The sequence below is a fragment of the Lapillicoccus sp. genome, assembly GCF_039935575.1.
GTDB lineage: Bacteria > Actinomycetota > Actinomycetes > Actinomycetales > Dermatophilaceae > Lapillicoccus.
Map to the genome: position 1 here is coordinate 1 of NZ_JBDTKA010000053.1, position 25450 is coordinate 25450.

Below are 25450 nucleotides of genomic sequence, written 5' to 3' on the forward strand. Positions count from 1 at the left end.
TACCTCGATCACGGCCTTACCGCACGAACCGCAACCGCCCCGGTCTTCGCCAGGCCCTGGCCGCCTGCCGACAAAGCGACACGCCCGTCGTCACCAAGCTCGATCGGTTGGCCCGCTCCGTGCCAGACGCACGCGGCATCGTAGATGAGCTCCCGCATCCGGTGTTCGGCTCAACATCGGCGGATCGATCCACGACCCCACCGATCCGATCGGCCGACTCCTGTTCCCGACGCTATCGATGATCTGGCGTCAGCAATGGAGCGAGCTGGGTTCTCCTCGCGAACCTCTGCTCGTCGACGGCGACGGCTCGACCGCCACAGGTGGCGACGTCCTGGCCGAGCTCGAGCGCCGCCTCGCGGGCCTTCCCGCCGAGCATCACGAGCTGCGCGCCCTGGCCCCTCGGCAGCGGGCAGGACGCTTCTGGACCTGAGGTGCTGTCACCAGCCCCAACCCGTAGAGAGGGAGCGGTCCGGATTGTCGAGGAGACCGGCAAACTGCTCGCACGGTCGCACAGGTGGCCCGGAACCTGGGGTCAAAGAAAGCACCCTGGGCAACTGGGTCGGCGCACCTGTACCTGCGCCAGTCTTCACGGCGGCGCGAGCAGCCCGCGCGTGCTACGGAACCGCGACGACCTGAAAGGACTCCGCGAGCCGGCCTTCGGGCAGACCGGCGCGGGTTGCCGCTGTGCTGGCGAAACCGCGCAGCATGGTGTCCAGGCCGCTGTGTTGCGCCGTTTGGCTACGATGCGCCCGCAACGCGGCGACCTTGCGATCGAAGGCTTCCGTGATGTCCACCGGATGGTTGTTGTGGGGACCGCCCATGATCCACAGCTGGTGTGCCGACCACGCCGGCAAGCCTTCGTCGGCGAGCAGTTCCGGGTGCGCGTAGGGGTTACGGGCATCGGGATACACGGCGGCGAACGCAGCCTCACCCGCGGCTCGGTGATCCGGGTGCGACGCTCCCACTCTGTCCCAGTCGAACTCCGGTGACTGGATCAGCACGCGCTGTGGGCGGACCCGCCTGATGGCCCGGCTGAACCCCTTGCGCAGTTCCATCGTCGGATACAGCGCGCCGTCGGCGAAACCGAGGAACTCCACGTCGTGCACACCGAGCACCGCGGCAGCGGCCCGCTGCTCAGCCTCTCGCAGGGCGGCCATCTCCGCGCGCGGGGTGTCGTCGAAGCCCCCGGCATCACCCGAGGTGGCCAGGCAGTAGCTCACCTGGATTCCGCTGTCCGTCCACCGGGCAACGGTCCCGGCGGCAGCGAAGTCGCTGTCGTCGGGGTGGGCGGCCAGCACAAGGACCCGCTGCACACCGTCGTCGGCTGTGGGGTCGGGCATCAATTCTGCAGCATCTGGCGCAGGACGTAGCGCAGGATTCCGCCGTGCTGGAAGTACGCCGCCGCCGCCGCCGGGGTGTCGATGCGCCCCGTCGCGGTCAGCTCGCGCACCTGCCCCTCGGCCTCGACCCGGACGGTGACCTCGTCAGGCAGTGGGTCAGCACGCTCGGCAGGCCGGGCTTCGGTGTCTCGGTTTGTTGTGGTCATCGTCTTCGGGATCCTAGTTCGAGCCTGGCGCGGATGCGGTCCATCACACGGGGCTTCCCCCCGGGCCCAGGGCGCAGTCGTCGCCCCCCAGCTCAGGAGATCCACGGCGGGACGCCACGAGAGGAGTCCTCCCCGAGACCCCGGCCGTCTCGCAGCCGCAGACGACGGCTCGCACACCGCTGGACGCCGTCACCTGTCGTGCAGCCCCGCGGCAGGACCACTGTGTCCCCCGCGACGAGGTCGACGTGGCGAGCCTTGCGTTGCCTTTATCAGCTCAGCTCCATGGCCACAGGCCCGCAGCGTGCATACATGCTTCGGCCTCGTCGACGACGGGCTGCACCGCCGGGCCGAGAAGCGCGAGCACCGTTGCCCGCCACGTCTGGGGGGTACCGCCGCTCAGAGACTCACCGATGGCCACCGCGGCGAGATACTTGACCTTAGGGCCGCAGGAAGCTCGATCCAGACCTTCGGCTCCTCCCTCAGCGGCGATGGCCAGTTCGAAGAGTCTGGCCTGAGGACGAGCGAACGCCGCTTCGATGGATTCATCCTCGACAAGGTGGTGATGGTGACTCCCGGCTGACACGAGTTCGCCTCCTGAGAGATCGACTTGTCAGGGAGGCCGACATGCCCCGTTCCCCGACAGGGCGCGATGAGGCCCTGGAGATGACGATAGCCCGGGGTCCCAGCGCGCCTCTCGTGGGTCGTTGGGCGTCCACCCAGCTACTGAGCTGGGTTACGCCGGCTGTCGGCGTGGTCTAGATGGACTGGCGGTAGCCGAAGAACTCGTGGTTCTGGTACGCAGCCGCTGCCGATCTGCGCGAAAGTCCGCGACGACCTGCACGCCCGTGAACCATTCGACCTGGGTGAACCGGGTCGACAGGGCCGGCGACGTCCTCGTAGGGTGCTGGTCCGGGCCGGGTTGACGGTCCGGCGTCCGGGATGATCTGGGCTGGGTTGATCGCCGGCTTCAGCCCCGTGGTCCACTTTGCGGCGTTACGGGGAGGGCGACTTCGATGCCGGTGCCGGTGATCCGGACCGGGTAGACCGGGACCGCCTGGGTGGCCGGTGGCCCGGTGGGGAGCCCGGTGGTCAGGGCGAACCGGGAGCCGTGCAGCCAGCACTCGACGTGCCCGTCTGCGACGTCGCCCTCGGACAGTTCGACCTGCCCGTGACTGCACTCATCTAGCAGCGCATACACGATCCCGTTACTGCGGGCCAGACAGACCGGGTGCCCGTCCAGGTCCCGGTGCACGGCGGCGTCGTCGTCCAGCTGGTCCACCGGTCCAGCCGGCACCCAAGCCAGGCCAGCTGCCGCCTCGCCGACTCTCTGTCGGCTGCTCTTCTCGAAGATCGGCTCGGCCCGGTCAGCGCCGGGGGTGAACACCATGACCACGATGCACGGCTCACTGGTTTGGTTCGTCAGCCCGACCCGTTCTCCACGCTCCAGCAGCGCGACCGTCCCGAGGCTGATGATCTCGTGCTGACCGGCACCGGTGAGGACCACCTCGCCGGTGAGCGGGACGAGGAGGACCTGGGACTCCCCGTGGTCGTGCTCGCGCATCTCGCCGCCGGCTGGGACGACCACCCGCGTCACCGTCAGCTGTCCGCCGCCGGCCTCCTCATCAATCAGCACCTGAACTGTCGGCCCGGACGGCTGCGGGCACGGTGGAGGCGATCCGCCGTCACCCCTGACAACCCGCATCGCCACCACCCCCTCGCCGCACCGGCCTGGGTCCTCATCGTCTGGGTCGATTCATCACGACCGTACCCCGAGTGGTAACGCAACAGGGCTGCCGATTTCCTCCACCTCGTTCACCGCCAGACACGCGGCCATCAGGTGCGGGGCGCCGGTGTCAACCGATGCGGTGCAGCAGCGCGAAGAGCACGTCGTGGTCGAACCGGGAGATCACATCCAGCTGGATGCTCTTGGGGCACACCGCGGTGCACTCACCGATCTGCGTGCAGGCGCCGAAGCCCTCCGCATCGTGTTGCGCGATCATGGCCAGCGCCCGCGCGTCTCGCTCCGGCTGCCCCTGCGGCAGCATCCCCAGGTGCGTGATCTTCGCGCCGGTGAACAGCATCGCCGACCCGTTCGGGCAGGCCGCGACGCACGCGCCGCAGCCGATGCAGGTCGCCGCGTCGAACGCCTGCTCGCTTCGCCGCTTGGCCACCAGGACGACGTTCGCGTCGGGGGCAGAGCCGGTCGGCGCGGTGATGAAACCGCCGGCCTGGATGATCCGGTCGAACGAGCTCCGGTTCACGACGAGATCCTTGATCACCGTGAACGGCCCACCACGCCACGGCTCGACGTCGATGACGTCACCGTCGGAGAAGCTGCGCAGGTACAGCTGGCAGGTGGCAGTGGCCGCCTCGGGTCCGTGAGCGATGCCGTTGATCACCAGGCCGCACATACCGCAGATGCCCTCGCGGCAGTCCTGGTCGAAGGCGACCGGGTCGGCGCCCGAGCCCGTGAGCCGCTCGTTCAGTGCATCCAGCGCCTCCAGGAAGGACATCTCCGGCGAGAGGTCCCCGACGTCGTACGTGACCATCCGGCCGTCGTCGTCGGCGCCGGGTTGCCGCCAGACCCGCAGGGTGAGATTCACGCATACCTCCGCTGCTTGCTCGGTCCGTGTCGCGAGATCCGCGCGCCAGTCCCGGACCGCGCAGGGTCGCGATGTTCGTGTCTCAACGCTTCACCCAGCCGAAGAGGATCGCCAACGGCGGCGCAGCGAACCCGACGGTGACCAGCAGCGCAACCGCGGTGGCCGCCTCGTTCAACCGCCGCCGACGTGTCACACTCGTGTTCGCACCGAGGTCTGCGAACGCGCTCCAGAACCCGTGACGCAGGTGAAACCCGAGCGCCAGCAGGGCAACCAGGTAGCTCAACGTGACCCACCAGACCTGGAAGCCCCCCACCACCCGCTCGTAGGGACTGTCGGACGCACCACCGGGATGAATCGTGTTCCACGTCAGGTGCAACAAGTGATAGACCACGAACAGCGCGATGACCACCCCGCCCCAACGCATCGTGAACGACGCATACGACCGCTGCACGCCGCGGCGCCCGCTGCTGCTCTGGTAGCGCCACCCGCCGCGCCCGCCGGTCGCAGCCCGGGCCCGCAGCCACACCGTCACCGCCGCGTAGATGTGGACCAGCACACTTACCAGCAGGACCACGCGAACAACCCACAGAGCGCCGGCGTACGGCAGGAACGGCTCGCCCATCGTGCGCAGATGAGCCGCGTAGCCGTCGAAGTCCGCCCGGCCGCCGAAGACCTTCAGGTTGCCGTACATGTGCGCCAGCAGGAACAGCACCATCACCAGGCCGGAGACCGCCATCGCCGCCTTGAGAACCACGGTCGAGGATTGGGCGGACACAGTCCGCCCTCCCTGCCGGCTACTTGTCATGGCGCCGTGCGCCGAGAACCGGGTTGGGCGTTGTGGATCCTCGACGGCACGGATGGGTGCTGCCACCGAGCCCGGCATCTCATGAACGGATCCTAGGTGCTTCTTTCGTTACTGGTTCCGCAACTGTTCGACGGTGAGGGGGAACGGGGTATACCCCGGCGAGAACGGAGACGGTGGGCGTGGCGCGGCTGACCGGGGATCAGCTGCCGTCGCGCCCAGCGCACGGGGCAACGGCCCGGCGCGGTGTGTCTGTGACGGCATGACACGGTCCAGCTTCGAGACGCGCCTCTACACTCGACGGGTGGTTCGGGCGTGACCTGGTGCGGCGATTGACCAAGACACATCGACAAAGAAGGCGTGGACATGCAAAAGACTTCGTTGCCGGCCCTCGCCCGGCATGAGCTGGGGCAGGCGGTGCGTGCCCCCAGCGGACGTAGCTCCAGGACGGTCTTCGGGGGTCACGAGCATCAGCTTCGTCAGACCCTCATAGCATTGCGGGCCGGGGAGAGCCTGTCGGAGCACGAGAATCCTGGCGAGGCCACGCTGCACGTCTTGGAAGGGCGGGTACTGCTGCGATCGGGGGACGCGTCGTGGAACGGTTCGCCGGGGGACCTGATCACCATCCCGGACGCGTTACATTCGCTGGAAGCCATTGAGGATTCCGTGGTGTTACTCACCGTTGTCAAGCGGCGGTGACCTCGAGCGACGCGCGACCGGGGGATGGACTCTATCGAAGCATTCGTCGAGCGCCTCGGTTAGACCGAAGCTGGCCCCTGACCGCTCGAACCCCTTCGATGGCGGCGCCCCTGAAAGCGCTGATCGTCGTCGCATCTGGAGCAACGAAGGAGTGGTCGGATCATGGCAGACACCCATGACGTGCAGGTGGGCAGGGCCTATGACGAGGCGGTTCGTGGAGATGGCAAACGCGTGTTGGTGGATCGCATCTGGCCTCGGGGGCTGAGCAAGGAGAAGGCCGACTTCGACGAGTGGTGTAAGGAGGTCGCCCCGTCCACGACGTTGCGCAAGTGGTACCACCACGATCCAGAACGGTTCGAGGAGTTTGCGAGCCGCTACCGGGCTGAGCTGGAGGAGCCGGAGCGGGCGCGTGCTGTCGAACACCTACGCGCGCTGGCCCGGCATGGGAACCTGACTCTGATCACCGCGAGCAAGCGGGCGGACATCAGCGAGGCCACCGTGCTCGCCGGCCTGCTGCGGGGCTGACCGCCGCGCCCGACTGCCGCAGGCCGCCTCTCGGGGATGTCATCGCCCGAGAGGTATGCCCGTGACCCAGCATCCCGCGTTCACGACCGAGCCATGGTGTCTGCGGAGAAACGATGCTGGACCTTGACGGCGTACTCGTAGCCGGGGTTCCTCGACCCGGTTGGTGTCGCTGACGCAGCGGTCGGTGGGGGGATCGAGTACACCGTCGAGGCGATCGACACCGCGGTGCGTCTGGTCGTCTAGTCGAAGCTCGTGGCCAACGAGCCCCTGCCGTCGACCGGCCCGGATCCGCGTGTCGCGCCGGCGTCAGGTGCGCCCTGTTTCCGCAGGGCAACTGGTGTGACCACGCGCGGGTCGGGCTAGTGCATCGCACGGAGGGAAGTGGGCAGCCGGTGGCGGCGGCGGTGGACCATCTGGTGCAGGGGTCGCCCTAAGCGGGTCGGACGCCCCGCAATCAGACGTGGGTGAGGTGCCCGCCTGGGCCTGATTGAAGATACGGAGATGCTGGTGTCCGGACTTGGGGATCGGAAGCGACCTGGCCAACGATCGAAGAGAAGGCCCCGACGTGAACCGCTGGACGTGGACCGTCCTGGTCCGGGTGCGCTGAGGCCGCGTGGCACCGCTGGCAGGTGCCGGCGCGCGGTTCCTTGACCTGAGCAAGGCGACGAGATCTTCTAGTGAACACAAACCTGCCGGTCATCCCAATAGCGACACGCGATCGCCCATTCGTGAGCCAAGTGAGGGCGTCGAGGCCCTGGCCGGTTGGTGAACGGGCTCGCCCTGAGACTGCCTCAAAGCCCCAGCATCGACCTTGTCTGGGGCCGTGGAATCAAGGGGTAGCGATAGGATGGATTAACCCCAGGCAGTGACTCCGTGGCGAGAAGGAGGTCCCAGATGGGCGTGACCGGGACGCATGACCCGCATGGCGGCGGCCACCCGCGACTAGTCTTCTGGCGTAATGACGTCGATGCCACGTCGGACAGTCAGTATGTGTTCCGTTTGCTGCCCGGGGTGTCCACGATCGGTGGCGGTCCGGACGCGGACCTGCGCCTGGAGGGTTTGCATGACCGGCATGGCGAAGTCCGTCGGGATACCGAGGATGAGTACGTCTACGTTCACCTCGACCCCGACGGCACGACCACGGTCGACGGGGCTCCCGTCGATGTCAAGCCGTTGCATACCGGGGACCGTCTCCAGCTAGGTGACTGGCGGATGTCGTTCACTCGGGAGGAGTTCGCCGATCACGGACGTCCTTACGGTGGCCGCGAAGGGGGAGCGGGGTCCGATCAGCGGCCGCAGCAGGCACCCCGCAGCCGAGGAACCTCGCCGGGCGGGGGCAGCGACCGACACGGGAACGACCCAGGTGAGTATTTCTAGTTGCCGCGTCATGGATCTGACCTGCAGATGCTGGACCACCACCTTCAGTGTGGTCGGGCGCTGGGCATGACCAGGTGACTGCGCCACGCGCTGGCACGTGGCATCACCGTTCCCAGGTGCATACCCAACCAGTCGGCACGGGTGGCGTTCACTCACCGGCCCGGTGAACCATCGGGTCGGTGAGTGGCATCTGAGAGGGGTGCCGCCGCCGGGGTGAGGGTGATCCGATGCGAACTGGACCGCGTTCCAGTCGATGAGTCGATGGGCATGTCGGTGTTGGCGATGAGGCGGTAGCAGCGTGTAGACGTCGACACCGTGGCGGCCGGCCTGGTCGATGGTGAGATCGGTGAGCCACCACAAACACCAATTTCGCGATACTCCCCTCCGTCGAGAGATGCTTGGCCGTCCGCGCCGGAGGTTACCCGTCGGCCCGGGGGTTGACAGACCTCGGACGTACCAGGATGCCGGCATCGCGCTCGAGCTGCACGCTTGGCTTGAACCGGCGGGCCACCTCGGGAACTTCGATCGTCGGCTGCGCTGTGGTCTCCGGCGGGAATAGAGTCGGCCTGTCCCTGATACCCCTCTTGACCCGGACGAAGGGATGACCGTGACGACAGGTGGAGACTCAGCAGGTGGCCCCCGGCCTGAGTGGGCAACGTTCACCGGCACCCGTCACCAGGCCGGGATCTTGGCCACCCTGGGGTTCTTCGGTGGCTTCGCCGGTGTTTCGGTGTTCGGACCGATGGTGCCCAAGTTCGCGAACCTGCTCCATCTGAGTCCGTTCGCCGCCGGCATCCTGGCCGCGATGCCGGCGCTGACCGGGTCTTTGCTACGCATCCCCTTCGCCGCGGTGGTGGAGCGGATGGGCGGCAAGCGACCGTTCCTGACTCTGCTGGTGATCAGCAATGTGGGGATGGTGGGATTGCTGGTGTTGCTGGCCACCTCCTACCCGGACTCAATGTCCGGTACCTACCCGCTGTTGTTGCTCTTGGCGGCGCTGATCGGCTGCGGCATCGCCACCTTCTCGGTGGGCATCGCGCAAGTGTCGTACTGGTTCTCCAAAGAGGACCAAGGCGGCCCGCTGGGCGCCTACGCCGGTCTGGGCAACACCAGCCCCGGCCTGTCCTCGCTGCTGTTGCCCTCCGCGGTCGGCGCGATCGGCATCCTAGGTGCGTACAGCGTCTGGTTCGCCATCTTGCTGGTGGTCACCCTGGTCTACGGCCTGTTCATCAAGGACGCGCCCTGGTTCCAGCTGCGCCGTCGCGGACACACCCTGACCGCCGACCAACTGGCCGAAGTCGATCCCGGCGGCGGGAACCTGGTCCCTGCCGGGCAGGCCCTGGTCGGGCTGAGAAGCGCGGCCGGTATACCGGTCACCTGGATCCTCGTCTACTTCTACTTCTTGTCCTTCGGCGGGTTCCTGGCCTTCACCTCCTGGCTTCCCACGTTTTGGACGCAGATGTATGGCGCCGGCCTGCGCGAGGCAGGAGTCCTGACCGCGATCTTTTCCCTCATCTCCGCGCTGATCCGGGTGCCGGGCGGGCTCCTGTCCGACAAGATCTCGATCCGCTACGCGTTGCCCGGAAACTTCCTGGTGATGCTGGCAGGTAGCATTGTGTTGTCGTTCTCCGCCGTATTCGGGCTATCGCTGGCGGCAACAGTCGTGGTCGCCGTCGGGATGGGCCTGCAGAACGCCATCGTCTTCAAGCTCCTCCCGCGCTACCTGCCCGACGCGGTCGGCGGTGCCTCCGGTTGGGTCGGCGGCCTGGGCGCGCTCGGCGGTTTCATCATCCCGCCCGTGATGGGCGCGGTCACCGGCCTGGTCGGCGGGTCCAGCGGGTATGCCCGGGGATTCCTTCCCTTTGCCGTCCTGGTGCTGCTGGCCCTACCCGTCGTCGGCGTCCTGAGCCGCTGGAGCAGCCGCCACGGATATGCCGTCACCTGACGATGCCTCCCCGGCTGACTGGGCCTCGGCAGCCACAGGCAGGTGAGTCCACCGCAGTTCTTTAAGCCCCTGAAGGTGTCATCGGTCGCCGAGCGTGCCTTGTGCCGAGGGGGCCCCGGGTGCTGCATCCTCCCAAGCGGGTGGGCATGCCTGCGGTGTGGCACCTGGATCAGGGTCGCGAACAGGCGAGCGACCAAGTACGAGTCGGGATCAAGCGACCACGGCCGCCGCCGGGACGTGCAACACCGCCTGCGTTGCCGAGCCCCGTCGCGGGTAGCGACCCAGACCACCGCCTCGGTCAGGGATCCTCGGCTCGAACCTGTCCGACGAGTCTTCAAGGCCTCCGGTCGGCTCGGCTCCTGCTGGTCGTCGCGTCCCCGGTTTCGAGCGCTCCATACGGCTGACGACGTCGACACACCGGCAAACCTCGGACGCCCTCGTTCGACCGTGATCGTTCACGCTCGTTGGCCTGCAGGAGCACTCCTGTATGGCCGGCAGGTCGGCTTTCGTCTCGCCGTCGCTACCCAACGCGGTTGCTGAGCTTGTCGGCGAGGGCTGCCGCGGCCTCTCTGATGGCCAGCGCGTCGGCGGGTTGAGGGATCTTTCGCTCGGCGTCGTCCCGGATCAGTGTCGCTTGTTCGACGATCGACGTGAGACGGCTCGGTTGGGTGAGAGTCTCGGCACACTCGTCCAACAGGCGAAGCAGGGCGACGGCCACGGTGGGCTCGCTCGCTCCGTAGCGACGGATCAACCCGCACATGGTCGAGAGGTAGTCGGCGAAGCGTCGACCCGGAACAACGACCATCACCGCGCCGTCGGGGGCGGCAGCGACGTCGTCACCGAGGGGCCGGACGGCCAATGCGCAGAAGATGACGGACAGGTGATCGATAGCCTGTACCGCCGTGTAGGGGTCGTTGACCGCAGGCGACAAGGCCTTGCACGCGACGTCGACGAGCTGGCGGATCCCGAATGCGGCGTCCTGCTCCAGGGTCCGTTCGAAGCCGATGTGGACCGCCTCCGCGAGGAGCTTGGTGAAGGCGGCGGGGTCTGGTCTCGGGTCGCGAGCGCTGCTGCGCCATACCCACGCCAATGTCGTCCCGGCGACCATGTGCTCGCCGACCCTCGGGCGGACCAGGACCGTTACGCCCTTCTCGATGGCCAGTGAGAGGAGAAGGTGTGGATGCGCGGCCTGGACGTAGCCGGACTGGGTGGCCGGCACGGTGATCGCCCAGGGCGGGGGTGTGGGCGGGGGCCCCTCACTGTCACCCGGCTTCATCCTCACCACCTCGACCGTGCCGCGCTGAACCAGCTCGGTGATCGCGTCGATCTGGATCGAGTGCGCCAGGTGGTCGGCAAAGTAGATCACCATGGCCAGGCTGGCGAAGAGCAGCAGGATCGCTCCAGTGACGGCGAGTCGGGGGAAATTCTCCACGCGGACGCCAGAGGCGATGCCCACGGTGTAGAGGCCGGCGGTGCTATAGGTGAACGTGGACAGGAAGACGCTGAGCACCCGTTGGGTGGGCTTGTCCCGCAAGAAGTTCCGCAGGAGGCGAGGGGAGAACTGGGTCGAGGACAGCTGCAGGGCCACGACCGTCAGGCCCAGGACCAGCGCGATGACCGTTACGACCGTGCTGACGATGGTGATGAGGAGTGTCCGCGCGTCGTCGGCGGTGCCTTGGAACGCCAAAGGCGCCCAAACAGACCCGGGTCCGATCGTCACATGGGAGACCACAGCCCCCGCGACCATCGCCACCAGTGCCCACGCCGCCGGCAACACCCACAGAGAGGCTGCGGCGAACTCGCGCACCGTTGCTCGTCGGACCACACGCCCATCTTCGACCACCGCGCGCTCGTTCGCGACCTCACCGGCGCCTCCACACCCCGCCGCTCGACCGGACGAGACGCGGGGGCCACGGTGAGCAGGCAGGTCCCATCCAGAACACGCCACTACGGTGTTGCACGCCGGCGTGTGCCGGAGCGAATGAAGCGTCTGCGGAAAGGGTTCCCCTGTGTCCGACACCCGTAGCCCAGAGTCCTCCTGGTCACGTTTGGCTGGGACATCCGCCCGGGCCAAGCTCCTGATCGCCTTCCTTGTCGGGGTGGTCGCCACGGCGATCGCGGTCGTTGTTGGCGTTGGTCAAGCGGCGCCACTCATCGGCTGGGACCTGATGGCGCTGACGTTCTGTGTATTGATGTGGACCAGCATCTGGAGCCTCGACCCGACGTCGACCGCAGCGCACGTCACCCGGGAGAACCCTGGACGCGACCTGACCGATGTTGTCCTGGTGATCGCCGCCGCAGCGAGCATCGTCGCGGTCGGTGTCGTCCTGTTCGGCGCCAACCAAGCAGACGGCGCCGCGAAGTATCTGATCGCTGGCCTCGCGCTGCTCTCGATCTTCTTCTCCTGGACCTTGATCCACACCGTGTTCACCACCAAGTACGCCCGTCTCTACTACACCGGTGAGGTGGGAGGCATCGACTTCAACGAGAAGGAACGTCCCGACTACCGAGACTTCGCCTACCTCGCCTTCACCCTCGGCATGACGTTCCAGGTCTCCGACACTGACCTGCAGACCAAAGTGATCAGGCGCACCGCCCTTAGACACGCGTGGCTCTCATTCCCCTTCGGTGCGGTCATCATTGCTGCCGCGATCAACCTGGTCTCTGGCCTAGCCAAATGAACATTCCACCGGACCAGATCTCGGCCCACAGCGATGAGAGTTCGGCCGTCGGATGCCTGACCTCGACCTTCTGAGCGGCGGTGGCGTGGTGCGGGTCTAGCGGTAGGCGAGGTAGTCGTCGATGCGGCCGAGGTGGTAGTCGAGGGTGCCGAGCGGTTGGGGGGCGACAAACCAGCCGTACCAGTAACCGCTGTCCGACGGCTGGAGGCATCCGCCAGGGCTGCCCGGCGGCGGACAGCGCACTTGTAGGGCCAGCATCTGCTGGACCCGTGCGGCCGGTATGAGAGTGCCACGGTCGAGGGAGTCGTCTCACCGTTGAGACCGGCTTTCATGATCCAGAGTTGTCGTCGGGCGTGGCGTCTCAGCGTGGGCTCAGCCTGAGTTCTTATCATCGTGAGGTGGACACCTCCCCGAAACGGGCGTCAAGCCGGCTCCGTCAGGTGGGCTGGACGCCAGGCGCTGATGGTTGTCTTGAAGGGACCCGGGGTGCTTGATGGTTGACATCGCGCGCGGCCACCACATCAGGCCGCCTGCCGCCGAAGACATACCCGCTCCGCCTCGTGGCCGCCGGCGCTTGCGCCGCCTGGTCCGGCGCCGGTCCGTCCGCGTCCTGCTCGTCCTCGTGGCACTCCTCACCTGCTGGGTTGCGTGGTCGTTGAGCCAAGCCCTCACCGCTCCCGGTGACGACAGCGTCCCGGCCCGCGTCGCAGGCTGGGCGCGCGACCATCAGCTCGGGTTCGTCGTCACCGCGTTGGAGACCGTCCAGTACGACATCAACCCGCCCGCGGTGGGTGGGACGCCGACGATCGCTATGGAACCGCCGCCGGCGACGTTGTTGACGCAGCCGCAGGCGTCCGGTGCGCCGTCATCTGCGACGGGTTCGACGTCGACACCCACGGGCGCATCGCAGAAGACCCAAAAGCCGGCACTGCCGTCCATTGTGCTACCGCCGCTGGCTTCCCCGGCTGGGCCATCGTTACCGGGGGAAGGGACGTGGCGCGTGCTGGGACGGGTTGATGGCGTCGACGCCTTGCAGGCCGCCTTCGTACGACCCGACGCCCAGCACACGTCGTACGTGGTGGCAGTAGCGTCCATGGACCCTCGGGTGTTGCGCTTCCAGCTGCATCCTGGCCACACCGACCCCGGTCCGGGAGACTGGGGTGTACCCCCCACCATCCCCCCGGAGACCCGGGATAGCCTCGTCGCCGCGTTCAACGGAGGTTTCAAGGTCGCCGAGTCCGGTGGTGGTTTCTACCTCAACGGGGTGACCCGGGGGAAGCTGACCGACGGTGCGGCCTCGATGGTCTTCTACAAGGACGGTCACGTCGCGGTCGGCGCATGGGGCCGGGAGGTGTCCATGACCCCGGATGTGGTCGGTGTTCGGCAGAACCTACGGCTGATGGTCGACCAGTCGACCGTCTCACCCGCCGTGGATCTCAATACGGAGAGCGTGTGGGGCGCCAGCATCGGCGGCAAGGCCTTCGTGTGGCGTTCCGGGGTCGGCGTCGCCGCCGACGGGCGGGTCATCTTCGTCTACGGACCGGCGCTGTCGGTGCGAAGCCTGGCCACCTTGCTACAGCGGGCAGGGGCCGTCCAGGCGATGGAGCTCGACATCAACCCGGCCTGGATGACGTTCATGTCGTACGCCAAAAGCGCGGACCCGGCGAACCCGACGCCCGTCAAGCTGCTACCCAACCAAGAGGAAGAGGCGACGCGCTATTACGGCATCAGCAGCCGCGACTTCATCGCCGTCCACGCCAAGTGACGTTCGATGACCGACGTTGACAAGAAGCGGACCGACGCTGTCCGGGTCGGTCGCCGGCCAGCGATGAGCTCCCCGCGAGCCCTGCTTCGGGCCTGCCGCCCGCGGCAGTGGACGAAGAACCTGCTCGTCCTGGTGGCACCGGTGGCCTCCGGGGTCATCACGCAGCCGCGTGGCCTGCTGGCTGCCGTCGTCGCGGTACTCGCCTTCGGTCTCGCTTCGGCCGGGATCTACCTCGTCAACGACGTGGTCGACGTCGAGGCGGACCGCCGTCACCCCAGCAAACGACGCAGACCCGTGGCCGCCGGGGAGCTGTCCACCCGGGCGGCCGTCCTCAACGGCGTGGTTCTGCTCACGGCCGCCCTGACCGTAGCCGCCGCGCAGTCCTGGCAGCTGCTGGTGGTCATCGCCGTCTACGAGGCGATCCAGCTGGGCTACTGCCTGGGGTGGAAGAACCAACCCGTCATCGAGCTGATGTGCGTCGCCTCGGGGTTCCTGCTGCGCGCCATCGCCGGCGGTGTCGCCGTGCACGTCGACCTGTCGCAGTGGTTCCTGACCGCCGCGGGGTTCGGGGCGCTGTTCGTCGCGGCCGGCAAGCGGTATGCGGAGTCGGTGCGGTTCGCGAAAACGGGGGCGGCGGTCCGGCCCGTCCTGGCGGCCTATACAGACACCTACCTACGGTTCGTGTGGACGATGTCGGCGGCGGTCCTCGTGCTGACCTACGCCCTCTGGGCGTTCACGATCCGGGAGAGCACGGGCACCGTCTGGAGTGTCGTGTCGACGGTGCCGTTCCTCGCCGCCGTGCTGCGCTACGCCGTGGACGTGGACGGTGGTCAAGCCGGCGAACCCGAGGACATCCTGTTTCGGGACCGGTTCCTGCTGGGGTCCGCTGCGGTGTGGGCGGTGACGATGGTCGCGGCGGTCTACCTGTAGGGGCAGCGGTTCGGTCAGGTCGCACCCTTACAACGGCAGCCGACGGAAAACCTGGTGCGGTAGATGTCGAAGCCCAGACATCGCCCAGCGCAGCGAGGACGGGACCCACACGATGCGAGCCCGGTGCTGCAGACCGGCGACGATCGCCTCGGCCACCTGCTCCGCCGTCTGCGACAGGGGCGCAGGGGAGAGTCCAGCCGTCATCCTGGTGACGACGAACCCCGGGCGGACCACCAGCACCCGCACGCCGTCGTCGGCCACTGCCTCGGCCAGGCCCAGGTAGAACGCATCCATGCCCGCCTTGGTCGACCCGTAGACGAAGTTCGACCGACGGGGCCGCTCCGCCGCCACGGACGACATGGCAATGATCGTGCCGTGCCCCTGGGCCCGCAGTCGCGCGGCCATCAGGACCCCGAAACCGACCGCGGCCGCATAGTTCACCTGGACCAGCTCGGCCGCGACCCGCAGATCCTGCCAGGCTCGTTCTTGGTCTCCCAGAACCCCGAGCGCGACGATGACGATGTCGACGTCGCCTCGGCCGTCGCATACCGCCGCGACCGTCCGCTCGTACCCGGCAGGATCGCGGACGTCGAGATCGACCGCGTCGACGACCATGCCACGGCCCGTCAGCGCCGCCACGGCGGCGTCCCGACGCTCGGACGCACGCGCGGCCAGCGTCACCTGCACCCCGTCGCCGTCTCGAGTGAGGGCCGCCACGGTGGCCTGCGCGATCTGCGACGTCCCACCGAGCACGACGATGCGCTGCACTCGACCCACGGCGTTCCTCACAGGTGCAGCCTCCTGGCCAGGTCGGAAGTGAACATGCCCGTCGGGTCGACCGACTGACGCACCGCACGGAACTTGTCCAGCATCGGGTACATGGCCGGCAGCGCCGACGGTGGTAGCCGTGAGTCCTTGGCCAGGTAGATCCGACCGCCGGCAGCGAGGATCTCCTCGTCCAACCGGTCGACCAGATGCCCGACCGAAGCGGAGCCCGCGGGCATGTCCAGAGTGAGGGTCCAGCCCGGCATCGGGAAGGACAGGTAGCCCTTGCCGGCGGGACCGAGACGCTTCAACACCGCCAAGAAGCACCCCTGACCGGCCTCGCTGACCATCTGCAGGCAGCGGCGCAGCGTGTCCGTCGCCTCGACGGGGACGACGAACTGGTATTGCAGGAAGCCCCCGGGGCCGTAGATCCGGTTCCACTGCTCGATGCCGTCCAACGGTTGGAGAAAACTGCCCAGAGGGGCAACCTGCCCGCGCCGGCGCACGGGGCTCTTGCGGAACCAGGCCTCGTTGAAGGCACCCACCGTCCACCGGTTCAGGACCCCGTCAGGCACCCAACGGGGGGCGGTGACCTTGCGGGGCGGATCGAACGCCAGCGGGTGCGAACGGTCGCGACCCGACAGGTGCTCTAACGTCGCCGGCCACCCCCGGGTCAGGACCGACCGGCCCAGCCGTGCGCCGCCGGCCAGGCAGTCGACCCAGGCCACCGAGTAGGCGTACTGGCCGTCGTCGCCCATTCGCTGGAGCAGCTCGTCGAGGTTGGCGCACCGGTCGGTGTCCACCAGACAGAACGCGGTCTCGACCCGTCGCGTCCGAAGGGTCGCCCGCAGCACCACACCGGTCAGCCCCATCCCGCCGACCGTCGCCCAGAACAGCTCGTCCTCGGGGGTGAGCGTGCGGACCGACCCGTCCGCGCCCAACAGGTCCATCGAATCCAGGTGTTGCCCGAAGGCACCGTCTACATGATGGTTCTTACCATGCACGTCCGCCGCCACCGCGCCTCCGAGTGTCACCTGCCGGGTCCCCGGGGTGACCACGGGGATGAGCCCCAGCGGAATGAGCGTACGCATCAGCGCATCGAGGCTGACGCCTGCCTCCGCACAGACAAGGCCGGTCTCAGTGTCGATGCTCAGAATCCTGTTGCGAGTGGTCATGTCCACGACGACCCCGCCGCCGTTCTGCGCCGCGTCCCCATAGGAGCGCCCCAAGCCACGAGCCAGCACACCCCTGCTGCCTGCCGTCGCCAACAGCTGCGTCAGTTCGGCGTTGTCACCGGCTTCGTGCACGGTGGCCACACTGGGGGCGGTGCGCCCCCACCCATACAGCTGCTGGCGCCCGTCGATAGGTGTCCCTCCTCGGTGATGGGCAAGGTCCTCGGTATGCCCCTCGCACCTATCATTTGGCCCCCTCCTGAGCGGTTGCTGAGAATCTCGCCTGATGGGAGCCGAGTAGCCGTCGGGTGTGAACGCTGCCCTTTCCTTGGCGACCACAGCCGTGCAACCTGCGGTCAGTGGACTCAGGCTGAGCGAGGTCGTTTGGTGTTGCCCACAGTGTCCCGAGTGCTCTACACCACGGCCGGCCGGGTCGTGGGTTACGTGTCGAGGACGGCCTCGGCCTCGATGTTGATCGTCACCTTGTCGCTGACGACGGCGCCGCCACCCTCGATGGTGGCGTTCCAGCTGACTCCGAAGTCGGTTCGGTTGATCTCGGTTGTGGCGCTGAACCCGGCACGTTTCCCACCGGCGGGATCGGGACCGAAACCCCCAACCTCCACGGTAAGCGTGGTCGGGCGGGTGACGCCGCGAATCGTGAGGTCACCGTCGAGGAAGAACGCATCCCCGTCTCGACGGAACCCGGTGGACCGGAACGTCATCGTCGGGTGGGTGTCCACATCGAAGAAGTCGCTGCTGCGCAGGTGCCCGTCCCGCTGGTCGTTGCCGGTGGTGATCGACGAAAGGTCAATCTGCGCCTCGGCGTGCGACTCGAACGGGTCCGCAGTGGTGGTGATAGTCGCGGTGAACTTCTCGAAGTGTCCTCGCACCTTGGACACCATCAGGTGTCGCACCACAAAGCCGATCTCCGTGTGGGCTGGGTCGAGGGTCCAGGTGCCGCTGACGTATCCAGGAATGTTCGGCTCGGTCATAGTCATCGTCGCTCTCCCTGAGGAACCGGTTAAGGGTTCAACTATAGGACGGCAGGCAGCAACTGTGGGCTGTGGTTCCCGGCTGTACATCACCGCGACGCAGATGCCGGTTCGGTATCGGTGTGGCCGGGGGCGGCGCGGCGCCTTCGGTGCACCACGGTGAACAACGCGGTGGTCGCCGATACGGCGAGGACGGCGATGATCACTCCGGCGGCGATGTCTTGGAGATGGTGTACGTGGGCGGCGACCCGGGCCAGCCCGCCGGCGACCGCGATGACGAGCAGGACCACCCCGAGGCGGCGGCGGATCGTCATGACCAGTAAGGCGACCGCCGCGGCGTAGGCGGTGTGGTCGGACGGGAACCCGTTGTCCGCCGAGTGCGGGAACAGTGCCGGGTGCGCGGGGTCGACGACGAACGGGCGCGGGTCCTGGTGGACGAATCCGGCGATCAGCACCAGAACGGCGGTCGCAGCGACGGCGACAACGGCGCGCAGTCCGAGGTCGATCTTGCCGGGCCGCGGTAGCAGCAGCCACAGCACAACTGCGGCCGCGGGCGGCACCAGCGGCAGCAGCTGCGCGGCCAGCGCAATAGACCTATCCATGGTTCGCCATTGTCAGGTCAGAACCTGAGACGGTGCTGAAGACGGTTGGTCAGCGGACGCTCAGGAGGCTGTCGACAGCGTTTGTTGGCTCAGCGTCCTCTCAGCCGCCGGCTTTTACGGTCCGCAACTGTGATGTCCTCGATCGGCCCTTCGTGGTTGGATCCGAACTGGTTGCTGGACCGGTTCGGCCAGCAGATGTTCCTGGTCTCGGCGGTGATCGTCTTCGTCGAGTGCGGGCTGCTGTTCCCGGTGCTGCCGGGGGACTCGCTGCTGTTCAGCGCGGGGTTGTTCATCCGCCGGGCCGACTCGGGCCACCCCGGGCTGCAGGTCAGTCTCGCCGTGGCGTGTCTGGTGTTGAGTTTGGTGGCGTTCGCTGGGAACGTGGCGGGGTATGAGATCGGTCGAGCAGCGGGCCCGGCGCTGTACCGCCGGCAGGGACGGTTTCTCAGGCCGGAGTACTTCGAGCGGACCAGAGTGTTTTTCGAACGGTACGGGAAGACGGCGTTGGTGCTGGGCCGGTTCGTCCCAGTGGTGCGTACCTTCATCACCGTGGTGGCCGGGGTCAGCGGGATGAGTCGACGACGGTTCTACACCTGGTCCCTGGTCGGTGCGGTGCTCTGGGCCAGCACGGTGACGGGGCTGGGTTACCTGTTGGGCGGCGTGGAGTTTCTGCAACGCAACATCGAGGTGGTGCTGTTGGTGGTGATCGCCGTGTCGCTGCTGCCGGCACTGTTCGAGTGGCTGCGGCACCGGTGGGCCGCCCCGGCCGTGGACGGCTGAGCCGTGGTTTCCCAGGTCAGCGCCGCGCACGCCGTCATCCGGCCGATCCAGCCGCTCGATGGTCGTCGGCGGGTGCGGCGAGCCCCGCACGCCTGGCCGTGCTGGCTGGGCTGGCACGCATACCGGTGGGAGAACGTGGAGGGGCGCGGTTGGCCCGGCGGGTGCGGCTTGAGGTGCCGGGGCTGTGGGTGGACCGGCCGATGAGCCACCAACTCAGGCGGCTGAGGTGAGGGTCCTCCTCGTCGAGGACGAGGAGGCGTTGGCGGCGGTGGTGCGTCGAGGGCTCGAGCGGGACGGGTTTGTCGTCGACGTGGCCGCCAACGGGGTGGACGGGCTGTGGGCTGGCACGGAGCACCTGTATGACGTGATCGTCTTGGACATCATGTTGCCGCAGCTGAACGGGTACGCGGTACTGAAGGCACTGCGGGAGCGGCAGGTGTGGACGCCGGTGTTGATGCTGACCGCCAAGGACGGCGAGTACGACGAGGCGGACGCGTTCGACCTGGGCGCGGACGACTATCTGACGAAGCCGTTCAGCTTCGTGGTGTTGGTGGCCAGGCTGCGGGCGCTGATGCGTCGTGGCGCCCCTGAACGCCCGGTGACGTTGGCGGTGGGCGATCTGACGCTGGATCCGGTCTCCCGGCGGGTCGCCCGAGCCGGGACCGCGATCGAGCTGACACCGAAGGAGTACGCGCTGTTGACGTATCTGATGCACCGCCCGGACGAGGTGGTCACCAAGAGCGACATCCTCGACAACGTGTGGGACCAGGCCTACGACGGGGACGTGAACATCGTCGAGGTCTACGTCGGGTATCTGCGCAAGAAGATCGACGTCCCGTTCGCCCGGCAGAGCATCGAGACGGTCCGCGGGGTGGGGTACCGGCTGCTCGCCCCGTGACCGTGGGCGTCGCGCTTGGGGGCAGCTCAGCTCGGGGCGGGTAGCCGGACCTCCACGGCGGCGCCACCGAGGGGTGAGGTGGTGACCTGCACACTTCCGCGGTGCGCGGCCGCGATCTCCTGCACGATCGCGAGGCCGAGGCCGGACCCGCCGGAGCGGCGGGACCGGCTCTGGTCGAGCCGGACAAACCGTTCGAAGACGCGGTCCCGGTCGGCCGGGGCAATGCCGGGTCCGTCGTCCTCGACCCGGACGACTGCCGCGTCGCCATCACGGGCCACGCTCACCGATACCTGCGAGCTAGCCGCGCGGGCTGCGTTGTCGACGAGATTGCGCAGCAGCCGGGCCAGCTGGTGGCGGTCGCCGCGGACCTTGACGGGAGCGACGAAGAGGGTGACCTGGACCGAGCCAAGCTGGCGCAGGCGGCGGGTCTCCAGGTCGGCGAGGTCGTCGAGGTCGACGTCTCCCTCGGCGAGGATCATGGCCTGGTTGTCGACCTTGGACAGCAGCAGGAGGTCTTCGACGAGGCGGCTCATCCGGCCGGCCTCGTCCTGCATGATCGGCTCCAGCTCACGCCACGTCTGACTGGTGCCGTCCTGCTCGGCGAGCTCGAGCGAGGCGGTCAGGGTGGCCAGCGGTGAGCGCAGCTCGTGGCTGGCGTCGGCGACGAACCGGCGCTGGGTGGCATCGGAGCTTTCCAGACGCTGCAGCATGGTGTTCATCGTCGCCGCCAGACCGGCGATCTCGTCCCGGGTGGCCGGTACCGGCACCCGCTGCGACAGGTTCGCAGCCTCGATCTGTTCGACCTGCTCACGGATCGACTCCACCGACCGCAACGCGTACCCGACTCGCCACCAGGTCACGAACCCCGTCAGCGCGACCAACAGCGGGATGCCGACCAGCAGCAGCGCCGAGGTCGTGGTCACCGCCTCGGTGTGTGGCTCCTGGGAGGTGACGGCTAGCACCACGTACGGGTTCCCGGACACCGCTACGGTGCGCGCGACGATCAGCGGGGGCGCCCGGTCCGCCGGGATGGGTATGAAGGTGCGCCCGCTGACCAGCGTCTCACCGAGTGCGGGACGCATCGGGGACTGCGCGGTCGTGCGAGCCGGCTCCGAGGTGTAGACGACGACGCCAGAGGGGTCCAGCACCTGAATAAGGACGCTGTCGGCGCCCCGGTCTGTCTCGCTCGAGGCCAGGGCCGTCAGCCCGTCCTCGGCGAGGGTCTGAGCGTCTTGCGCTACCAGGGCGGTAGTCGTGGCTTGGAGGTTCGACGTCAACGTGCTCTGCAGCAGCAGCACCAGGGCGACGCTGCCGGCCATCAACGCGATGGCGACGACGGCGGCCGCGGCAACGCTGGCCTGCCAGCGCACACCCGTGGGCCACCGGCTGCGTAATGCGTTCATGAGCCCTCATTCTCGCCGACGCTGCACGAAGACACTCAAGCCCGGGCTGGCACGTTTACCCCCGGCGCTGGGCTGAAGCCCCCCAGTCCCGGCCACGGTGTCGCCCGGCCACTGAGAGAACACTGAGAAGGCCGCCCATGTGGTGGGGGATGACCGTGGTGGGGGGTCTAACTGCCGGGCTTGGTGGGAATGGCGTTGGGTCGGCCGCGCCAGGTCAGCTTTCGCCCGCGAAGCCTGATCCGACCCTGCCTGCATACGAAGCTCTCCCACCTCATAGAGGCGGGTGACAGCACCGTTACGAGCACCCCGACTAGCGTCTTCATCCGTGGCCCGGGGCGCCGGTCACGTCATGGTCGGCTCGGTACAACGCCTCCCGGATTAGCGGCAGGTGCCTTCCGCTGGCCGTGGACAGCCGCCGTCTTCACTGGTCGCTGCTCAGCGGCTGGACCAGGGCGTCGGCTAGCTGCCGCAGCGCGCCGGGCACCGTTCGGTAGTAGGCCCACTTACCGCGCTGCTCCCGGGCGAGCAGGCCGGCCTCAACCAGGATCTTCATGTGGTGGGACACGGTTGGCTGGGACAGCTCGACCGGCGCCGTGAGGTCACAGATGCAGGCCTCACCGTCATCGGTGCCGGCCACCAACGACAGCAGCCGCAGCCGGGTCGGGTCGGCGACCGCTTTCAGCAACCTGGCCAGCTGCTCAGCCCGCTGGACAGGCATCACGGGCACCGCTCGTGGCGGGCAGCAGCTGCTGGTGTTCTGGGTCAGATGCGCCTGGGCAAGCGTGCTGACGACCGTGGCACCGGTGTCTGGACGAGCCGCGGCGGTGAGCATGGCACACAGTCTGACACACATTGACAATCATCGATGAGTGCGGCAGGCTGCACCTTCTATCGACACATTTCGATGGAAGGTGGAGGGCAATGGCGACGGCGGACGAGGTTCGCGAAGAGGTCCGGTCCCGGTATGCGGCCGCGGCGGTGGCCGTCACCCACGGTCAACACGCCGGCTGCGGAGAGACCGGCAGCTGCACCGACCCCTCCTGCTGCACGGTTGGGTCGCGGCGTACGGCCGACCCGCTAGTCCAGGACGAGTCCTCGTTCGGATCGAGCCTGTACCTCGACAGGGAACGGGGAGAGCTGCCGGAGGCGGCGGTGTTGGCTTCCCTCGGCTGCGGCAACCCGGTCGCGGTCGCCGACCTCCATCCGGGTGAACGGGTCCTGGACCTGGGCTGCGGAGGCGGGATCGACGTGCTGCTCTCGGCCAAGAGGGTCGGCCCGGGCGGGTACGCCTATGGGGTTGATATGACCGACGAGATGCTGGATCTGGCCCGAGCCAACGCCGCCGAGGCGGGCGCCAGCAACGTCGAGTTTCTCAAGGGCACCATCGAAGACGTGCCGCTGCCGGACGGCTCGGTCGACGTGGTGATCTCCAACTGTGTGATCAACCTGTCCGCCGACAAGCCGGCCGTGCTGGCCGAGATGTTCCGGGTCCTGGCCCCCGGTGGGCGGATCGGGATCGCCGACGTCGTTGCCGAGGACCACCTCACCGAGGCCGACCGGATCCACCTTGGCTCGTTCACCGGCTGCATCGCCGGCGCCCTATCCCGACAGGAGTACCTTCACGGACTAGCCACCGCCGGGTTTGCCGGCGGTTCCGTCGACTTCACCCACCAGGCGGTGCCACAGATGCACGGTGCGATCATCCGGGCCGTCAAACCGGCAGCCGCGCCCACCCCCATGAGTGGATCCCCGGTGCGGGAGGCCTTGACACTGCAGGCCGCGCCCGGCTGCTGCTCAACCGACCAGCTGGCCAGCTGCTGCGAACCTGACGCCAAGGCCGACTGCTGCGGTTCGTCAACCGGTGCCGTAGCACCGTCCTCCTGCGGCTGCCGTTGAACCGGTCCCCAGCCACCCCGGCGACATCCGGTGAGACTGGGACGGCGCAGATCGTATCGTTGCTGCGCCAGGCGGCCGCCGAGACCATCGGCACCGGCTTCCTGGTCGCCGCGGTGATCGGCTCCGGGATCGCCGCCGCCCGACTGTCACCGGGCAACCTCGGACTGCAGCTGCTGGAGAACAGCGTGGCCACCGGTGCCGCGCTGGCCGCCCAGGTAGCCGGCGGAGCGGCCGGTGCGGTCGTGGCGAACCTGATGTTCGGGCTGCCGGCGATCACGCTCGCCGCCACCCCCCGCACCGGAGCCGGGTTGTGGCTCGGTGAGGTCGTCGCCACCGTTGGGCTGCTGCTGGTCATCTTCGGCGCCACCCGAGCCGGACGCGGGGGCCAGGTCGGCTACCTCGTCGGCGCCTACATCACCGCCGCCTACTGGTTCACCAGCTCCAACAGCTTCGCCAACCCCGCCGTCACCCTGGCTCGGACCCTGTCCGACACCCTCGCCGGCATCGCCCCCGGCTCCGCGCCGATGTTCCTGCTCATGCAGCTCCTCGGCGGTGGGCTTGCCTACGCCCTCATCCGGGTGCTCTACCCAGCACCGACGATGATCGCGGCCACCATCGCCGACACCGCCGCGGACGCGGCGTCGCCATCTCCCCGTTCGGAGGTACACCGATGACAGCCAAGCCCAACGTCCTGTTGGTGTGCGTGCACAACGCCGGCCGGTCACAGATGGCCGCCCGCTACCTGCGCCACCTGGCCGGCGACCGCATCGAGGTGCGCTCCGCCGGTTCCGAACCCGGCGACCAGATCAACCCGGACGCCGTGCAACCATTGCCGAAGAGGGCATCGACATCACCGGTGAACCACCGAAGATCCTGACCACCGACGCGGTACACGCATCCGATGTCGTCATCACCATGGGCTGCGGCGACACCTGCCCGATCTTCCCCGGCAAACGCTACGAAGACTGGATCGTCGACGATCCCGCTGGCCAAGCTCTCGACACCGTCCGCCGGATCCGCGACGACATCCGCAGCCGCATCGAAACCCTCATCACCCAGCTGGCCACCGGCTAACTCCAGCAGCTGACTCCAGCAGTCACACTCGCCGTCGACACCGACGAACAGACTCCCGGCCCCCGAACGGCCCCCCGCTGCGGCACACTGGAGGTCGAGGTGAGCCGATGTCCAACCCCGCAGAGAAGTTCGATCACGGCACCCGTGCGTCCCTCCACGACGAGCTTGACCAAGCCCTCGACGCGTTCCACCAGCTGCTCGACGGGGCCTCCCCGGCGGACCTGCACCGCGGCACTGTAGGGACCCGCTGGACCAACGAGCAGCTGCTGTTCCACATGCTCTTCGGATACCTGATCGTACGGACCCTGCTGCCGCTGGTCCGGACCGTCAGCCACCTACCGCCCGCCGCCAGCGCGGCCTTCGCGACCGGCTTGGATGCCGCCCACCGGCCCTTCCACGTAGTGAACTACCTCGGCTCCTGCGGCGGCGCGATCGTGTTCAACCATCACCGGATGGCCGCCAAAGCCGACCGTGTCGTGGCCGCCCTGCACCGGCAGCTCGACGCCGAAACCGATGACGACCTCGCCCGCGGTATGCACTTCCCGCCCCGGTGGGATCCATACTTCGGTGACTGGATGAGCGTCCGCGACGTCTACCACTACGGCACCGTCCACTTCCAGGCGCACCAACGTCAGCTCACCCTGCGCCAACCCACGGAGCCCCAGCCGACCACATGACCGGATCGGCCCGGTAACACACGATGAACGCACCCCGTCGACCCGGGCGTTCGACGGCCAGCGAGGCGGAGTCACCCAACGCGATAGGCGTCAGGTCGCTGGGTGGGTTGGCCAGGGACAGCACGGCCAGGTCGGTGGTCGAGTCGATACCGACGATCGTGGCGTCGTAGGTGCGGGCGTCGTTGAGGGTGACGGTGATCGTCGCGCCGGCTCCAGGCAGGCTGGCAAGGCCTTGACCCGCGTCCAACCGGGTCGGATCCCTGTCGATGCTCTCGTCGAACGCGACCGCGGTTCCCGGCGTCGCACCCGCGCAGCTCG

The 25450-nt window shown here is 67.9% G+C and carries 27 protein-coding genes and 2 pseudogenes; 15 read left to right on the forward strand and 14 right to left on the reverse strand.

From position 1 onward, the window contains the following. Both ABI385_RS06420 and ABI385_RS06425 read left to right on the forward strand, forming a co-directional pair. Positions 1 to 244 (forward strand): annotated as a pseudogene (locus tag ABI385_RS06420) (recombinase family protein); the annotation flags it as partial. Continuing rightward, positions 239 to 430, forward strand: a complete 192-nt coding sequence (locus ABI385_RS06425; protein ID WP_348102956.1) for a hypothetical protein — start codon at positions 239 to 241, stop codon at positions 428 to 430. The pseudogene ABI385_RS06420 and the gene ABI385_RS06425, both read left to right, overlap by 6 nt. 184 nt (positions 431 to 614) lie before the next feature. Here the strand turns inward: ABI385_RS06425 and ABI385_RS06430 are convergent, their stop codons facing one another. The 5 genes from ABI385_RS06430 to ABI385_RS06450 all read right to left on the reverse strand — a co-directional run bounded on the left by ABI385_RS06430 (position 615) and on the right by ABI385_RS06450 (position 4924). Beyond that, a complete protein-coding gene (locus ABI385_RS06430) occupies positions 615 to 1340 on the reverse strand; it encodes a PIG-L deacetylase family protein (protein WP_348102919.1) in 726 nt (241 codons plus the stop codon). Beyond that, positions 1340 to 1546, reverse strand: a complete 207-nt coding sequence (locus ABI385_RS06435; RefSeq protein ID WP_348102920.1) for a hypothetical protein — start codon at positions 1544 to 1546, stop codon at positions 1340 to 1342. Before ABI385_RS06435 ends, ABI385_RS06430 begins: the two co-directional genes overlap by 1 nt. A gap of 967 nt (positions 1547 to 2513) precedes the next feature. Further along, positions 2514 to 3179 (reverse strand): Rieske 2Fe-2S domain-containing protein, encoded by a 666-nt coding sequence (locus tag ABI385_RS06440; RefSeq protein ID WP_348102921.1) that lies wholly within the window; start codon positions 3177 to 3179, stop codon positions 2514 to 2516. 220 nt (positions 3180 to 3399) lie between these two features. Continuing rightward, positions 3400 to 4149 carry a succinate dehydrogenase/fumarate reductase iron-sulfur subunit gene (locus tag ABI385_RS06445; RefSeq protein ID WP_348102922.1) on the reverse strand — a complete coding sequence of 250 codons (750 nt, stop codon included), beginning with the start codon at positions 4147 to 4149 and terminating at the stop codon, positions 3400 to 3402. Between the two features lie 82 nt (positions 4150 to 4231). Then, positions 4232 to 4924 (reverse strand): succinate dehydrogenase cytochrome b subunit, encoded by a 693-nt coding sequence (locus ABI385_RS06450; protein WP_348102923.1) that lies wholly within the window; start codon positions 4922 to 4924, stop codon positions 4232 to 4234. Between the two features lie 393 nt (positions 4925 to 5317). Here ABI385_RS06450 and ABI385_RS06455 point away from each other — a divergent pair, with 393 nt between their 5' ends. The 4 genes from ABI385_RS06455 to ABI385_RS06470 all read left to right on the forward strand — a co-directional run bounded on the left by ABI385_RS06455 (position 5318) and on the right by ABI385_RS06470 (position 9497). Then, on the forward strand, positions 5318 to 5650 hold the full coding sequence (locus ABI385_RS06455; RefSeq protein WP_348102924.1) for a cupin domain-containing protein: 333 nt from the start codon (positions 5318 to 5320) through the stop codon (positions 5648 to 5650). Positions 5651 to 5812: 162 nt separating this feature from the next. Further along, entirely contained in the window at positions 5813 to 6175 is a 363-nt protein-coding gene (locus ABI385_RS06460) for a DUF488 family protein (protein ID WP_348102925.1), read from the forward strand. A 990-nt stretch (positions 6176 to 7165) separates the two neighbouring features. Next, positions 7166 to 7552, forward strand: coding sequence for an FHA domain-containing protein (locus tag ABI385_RS06465; protein ID WP_348102926.1), 387 nt, complete (start codon positions 7166 to 7168; stop codon positions 7550 to 7552). A 601-nt stretch (positions 7553 to 8153) separates the two neighbouring features. Continuing rightward, positions 8154 to 9497, forward strand: a complete 1344-nt coding sequence (locus tag ABI385_RS06470) for an MFS transporter (protein WP_348102927.1) — start codon at positions 8154 to 8156, stop codon at positions 9495 to 9497. Between the two features lie 520 nt (positions 9498 to 10017). On the opposite strand, the gene ABI385_RS06475 is transcribed toward ABI385_RS06470, so the two are convergent. Further along, complete coding sequence (locus ABI385_RS06475) at positions 10018 to 11322, reverse strand: DUF2254 domain-containing protein (protein WP_348102928.1); 1305 nt, start codon at positions 11320 to 11322, stop codon at positions 10018 to 10020. Positions 11323 to 11506: 184 nt separating this feature from the next. Here ABI385_RS06475 and ABI385_RS06480 point away from each other — a divergent pair, with 184 nt between their 5' ends. Then, positions 11507 to 12178, forward strand: a complete 672-nt coding sequence (locus tag ABI385_RS06480; RefSeq protein WP_348102929.1) for a DUF1345 domain-containing protein — start codon at positions 11507 to 11509, stop codon at positions 12176 to 12178. 96 nt (positions 12179 to 12274) lie between these two features. Here ABI385_RS06480 and ABI385_RS06485 read toward each other — a convergent pair whose 3' ends face one another. Next, a complete protein-coding gene (locus ABI385_RS06485; RefSeq protein WP_348102930.1) occupies positions 12275 to 12436 on the reverse strand; it encodes a hypothetical protein in 162 nt (53 codons plus the stop codon). Between the two features lie 235 nt (positions 12437 to 12671). Between ABI385_RS06485 and ABI385_RS06490 the strand changes: the two genes are divergently transcribed. Then, positions 12672 to 13943, forward strand: a complete 1272-nt coding sequence (locus ABI385_RS06490; protein WP_348102931.1) for a phosphodiester glycosidase family protein — start codon at positions 12672 to 12674, stop codon at positions 13941 to 13943. A gap of 6 nt (positions 13944 to 13949) precedes the next feature. Then, positions 13950 to 14873 (forward strand): decaprenyl-phosphate phosphoribosyltransferase, encoded by a 924-nt coding sequence (locus ABI385_RS06495; protein ID WP_348102932.1) that lies wholly within the window; start codon positions 13950 to 13952, stop codon positions 14871 to 14873. 27 nt (positions 14874 to 14900) lie between these two features. On the opposite strand, the gene ABI385_RS06500 is transcribed toward ABI385_RS06495, so the two are convergent. The 4 genes from ABI385_RS06500 to ABI385_RS06515 form a co-directional block, all read right to left on the reverse strand. Then, entirely contained in the window at positions 14901 to 15662 is a 762-nt protein-coding gene (locus tag ABI385_RS06500; protein ID WP_348102933.1) for a decaprenylphospho-beta-D-erythro-pentofuranosid-2-ulose 2-reductase, read from the reverse strand. Then, positions 15659 to 16954 carry an FAD-binding oxidoreductase gene (locus ABI385_RS06505; protein ID WP_348102934.1) on the reverse strand — a complete coding sequence of 432 codons (1296 nt, stop codon included), beginning with the start codon at positions 16952 to 16954 and terminating at the stop codon, positions 15659 to 15661. The genes ABI385_RS06500 and ABI385_RS06505 overlap by 4 nt, the downstream gene beginning before the upstream one ends. 296 nt (positions 16955 to 17250) lie before the next feature. After that, a complete protein-coding gene (locus ABI385_RS06510) occupies positions 17251 to 17808 on the reverse strand; it encodes a YceI family protein (RefSeq protein WP_348102935.1) in 558 nt (185 codons plus the stop codon). 83 nt (positions 17809 to 17891) lie between these two features. Further along, positions 17892 to 18404 (reverse strand): phosphatase PAP2 family protein, encoded by a 513-nt coding sequence (locus ABI385_RS06515; RefSeq protein ID WP_348102936.1) that lies wholly within the window; start codon positions 18402 to 18404, stop codon positions 17892 to 17894. A 132-nt stretch (positions 18405 to 18536) separates the two neighbouring features. Between ABI385_RS06515 and ABI385_RS06520 the strand changes: the two genes are divergently transcribed. Together ABI385_RS06520 and ABI385_RS06525 are read left to right on the forward strand one after the other, a co-directional pair. After that, entirely contained in the window at positions 18537 to 19184 is a 648-nt protein-coding gene (locus ABI385_RS06520) for a VTT domain-containing protein (protein WP_348102953.1), read from the forward strand. 226 nt (positions 19185 to 19410) lie between these two features. Further along, positions 19411 to 20082 (forward strand): response regulator transcription factor, encoded by a 672-nt coding sequence (locus tag ABI385_RS06525; RefSeq protein ID WP_348102937.1) that lies wholly within the window; start codon positions 19411 to 19413, stop codon positions 20080 to 20082. Between the two features lie 26 nt (positions 20083 to 20108). On the opposite strand, the gene ABI385_RS06530 is transcribed toward ABI385_RS06525, so the two are convergent. Beyond that, positions 20109 to 21485: an ATP-binding protein gene (locus tag ABI385_RS06530; RefSeq protein WP_348102938.1), complete on the reverse strand. Its 1377-nt coding sequence runs from the start codon at positions 21483 to 21485 to the stop codon at positions 20109 to 20111. 421 nt (positions 21486 to 21906) lie between these two features. Next, complete coding sequence (locus ABI385_RS06535) at positions 21907 to 22203, reverse strand: metalloregulator ArsR/SmtB family transcription factor (RefSeq protein WP_348102954.1); 297 nt, start codon at positions 22201 to 22203, stop codon at positions 21907 to 21909. 203 nt (positions 22204 to 22406) lie between these two features. Between ABI385_RS06535 and arsM the strand changes: the two genes are divergently transcribed. The 4 genes and pseudogenes from arsM (at position 22407) to ABI385_RS06555 (ending at position 25132) form a co-directional block, all read left to right on the forward strand. Further along, positions 22407 to 23381 (forward strand): arsenite methyltransferase, encoded by a 975-nt coding sequence (gene arsM, locus ABI385_RS06540; protein WP_348102939.1) that lies wholly within the window; start codon positions 22407 to 22409, stop codon positions 23379 to 23381. Between the two features lie 50 nt (positions 23382 to 23431). Then, on the forward strand, positions 23432 to 24055 hold the full coding sequence (locus tag ABI385_RS06545) for an aquaporin family protein (protein WP_348102955.1): 624 nt from the start codon (positions 23432 to 23434) through the stop codon (positions 24053 to 24055). Further along, positions 24052 to 24455: pseudogene (locus tag ABI385_RS06550) on the forward strand (arsenate reductase ArsC). The gene ABI385_RS06545 and the pseudogene ABI385_RS06550 overlap by 4 nt, the downstream one beginning before the upstream one ends. Positions 24456 to 24562: 107 nt before the next feature. Beyond that, complete coding sequence (locus ABI385_RS06555; protein ID WP_348102940.1) at positions 24563 to 25132, forward strand: DinB family protein; 570 nt, start codon at positions 24563 to 24565, stop codon at positions 25130 to 25132. Here the strand turns inward: ABI385_RS06555 and ABI385_RS06560 are convergent. Next, the gene (locus ABI385_RS06560) at positions 25092 to 25379 is read right to left on the reverse strand and encodes a trypsin-like peptidase domain-containing protein (protein WP_348102941.1); all 288 of its coding nucleotides are present in this window, start codon (positions 25377 to 25379) and stop codon (positions 25092 to 25094) included. The genes ABI385_RS06555 and ABI385_RS06560 overlap by 41 nt on opposite strands. Between the last annotated feature and the right edge of the window lie 71 nt (positions 25380 to 25450).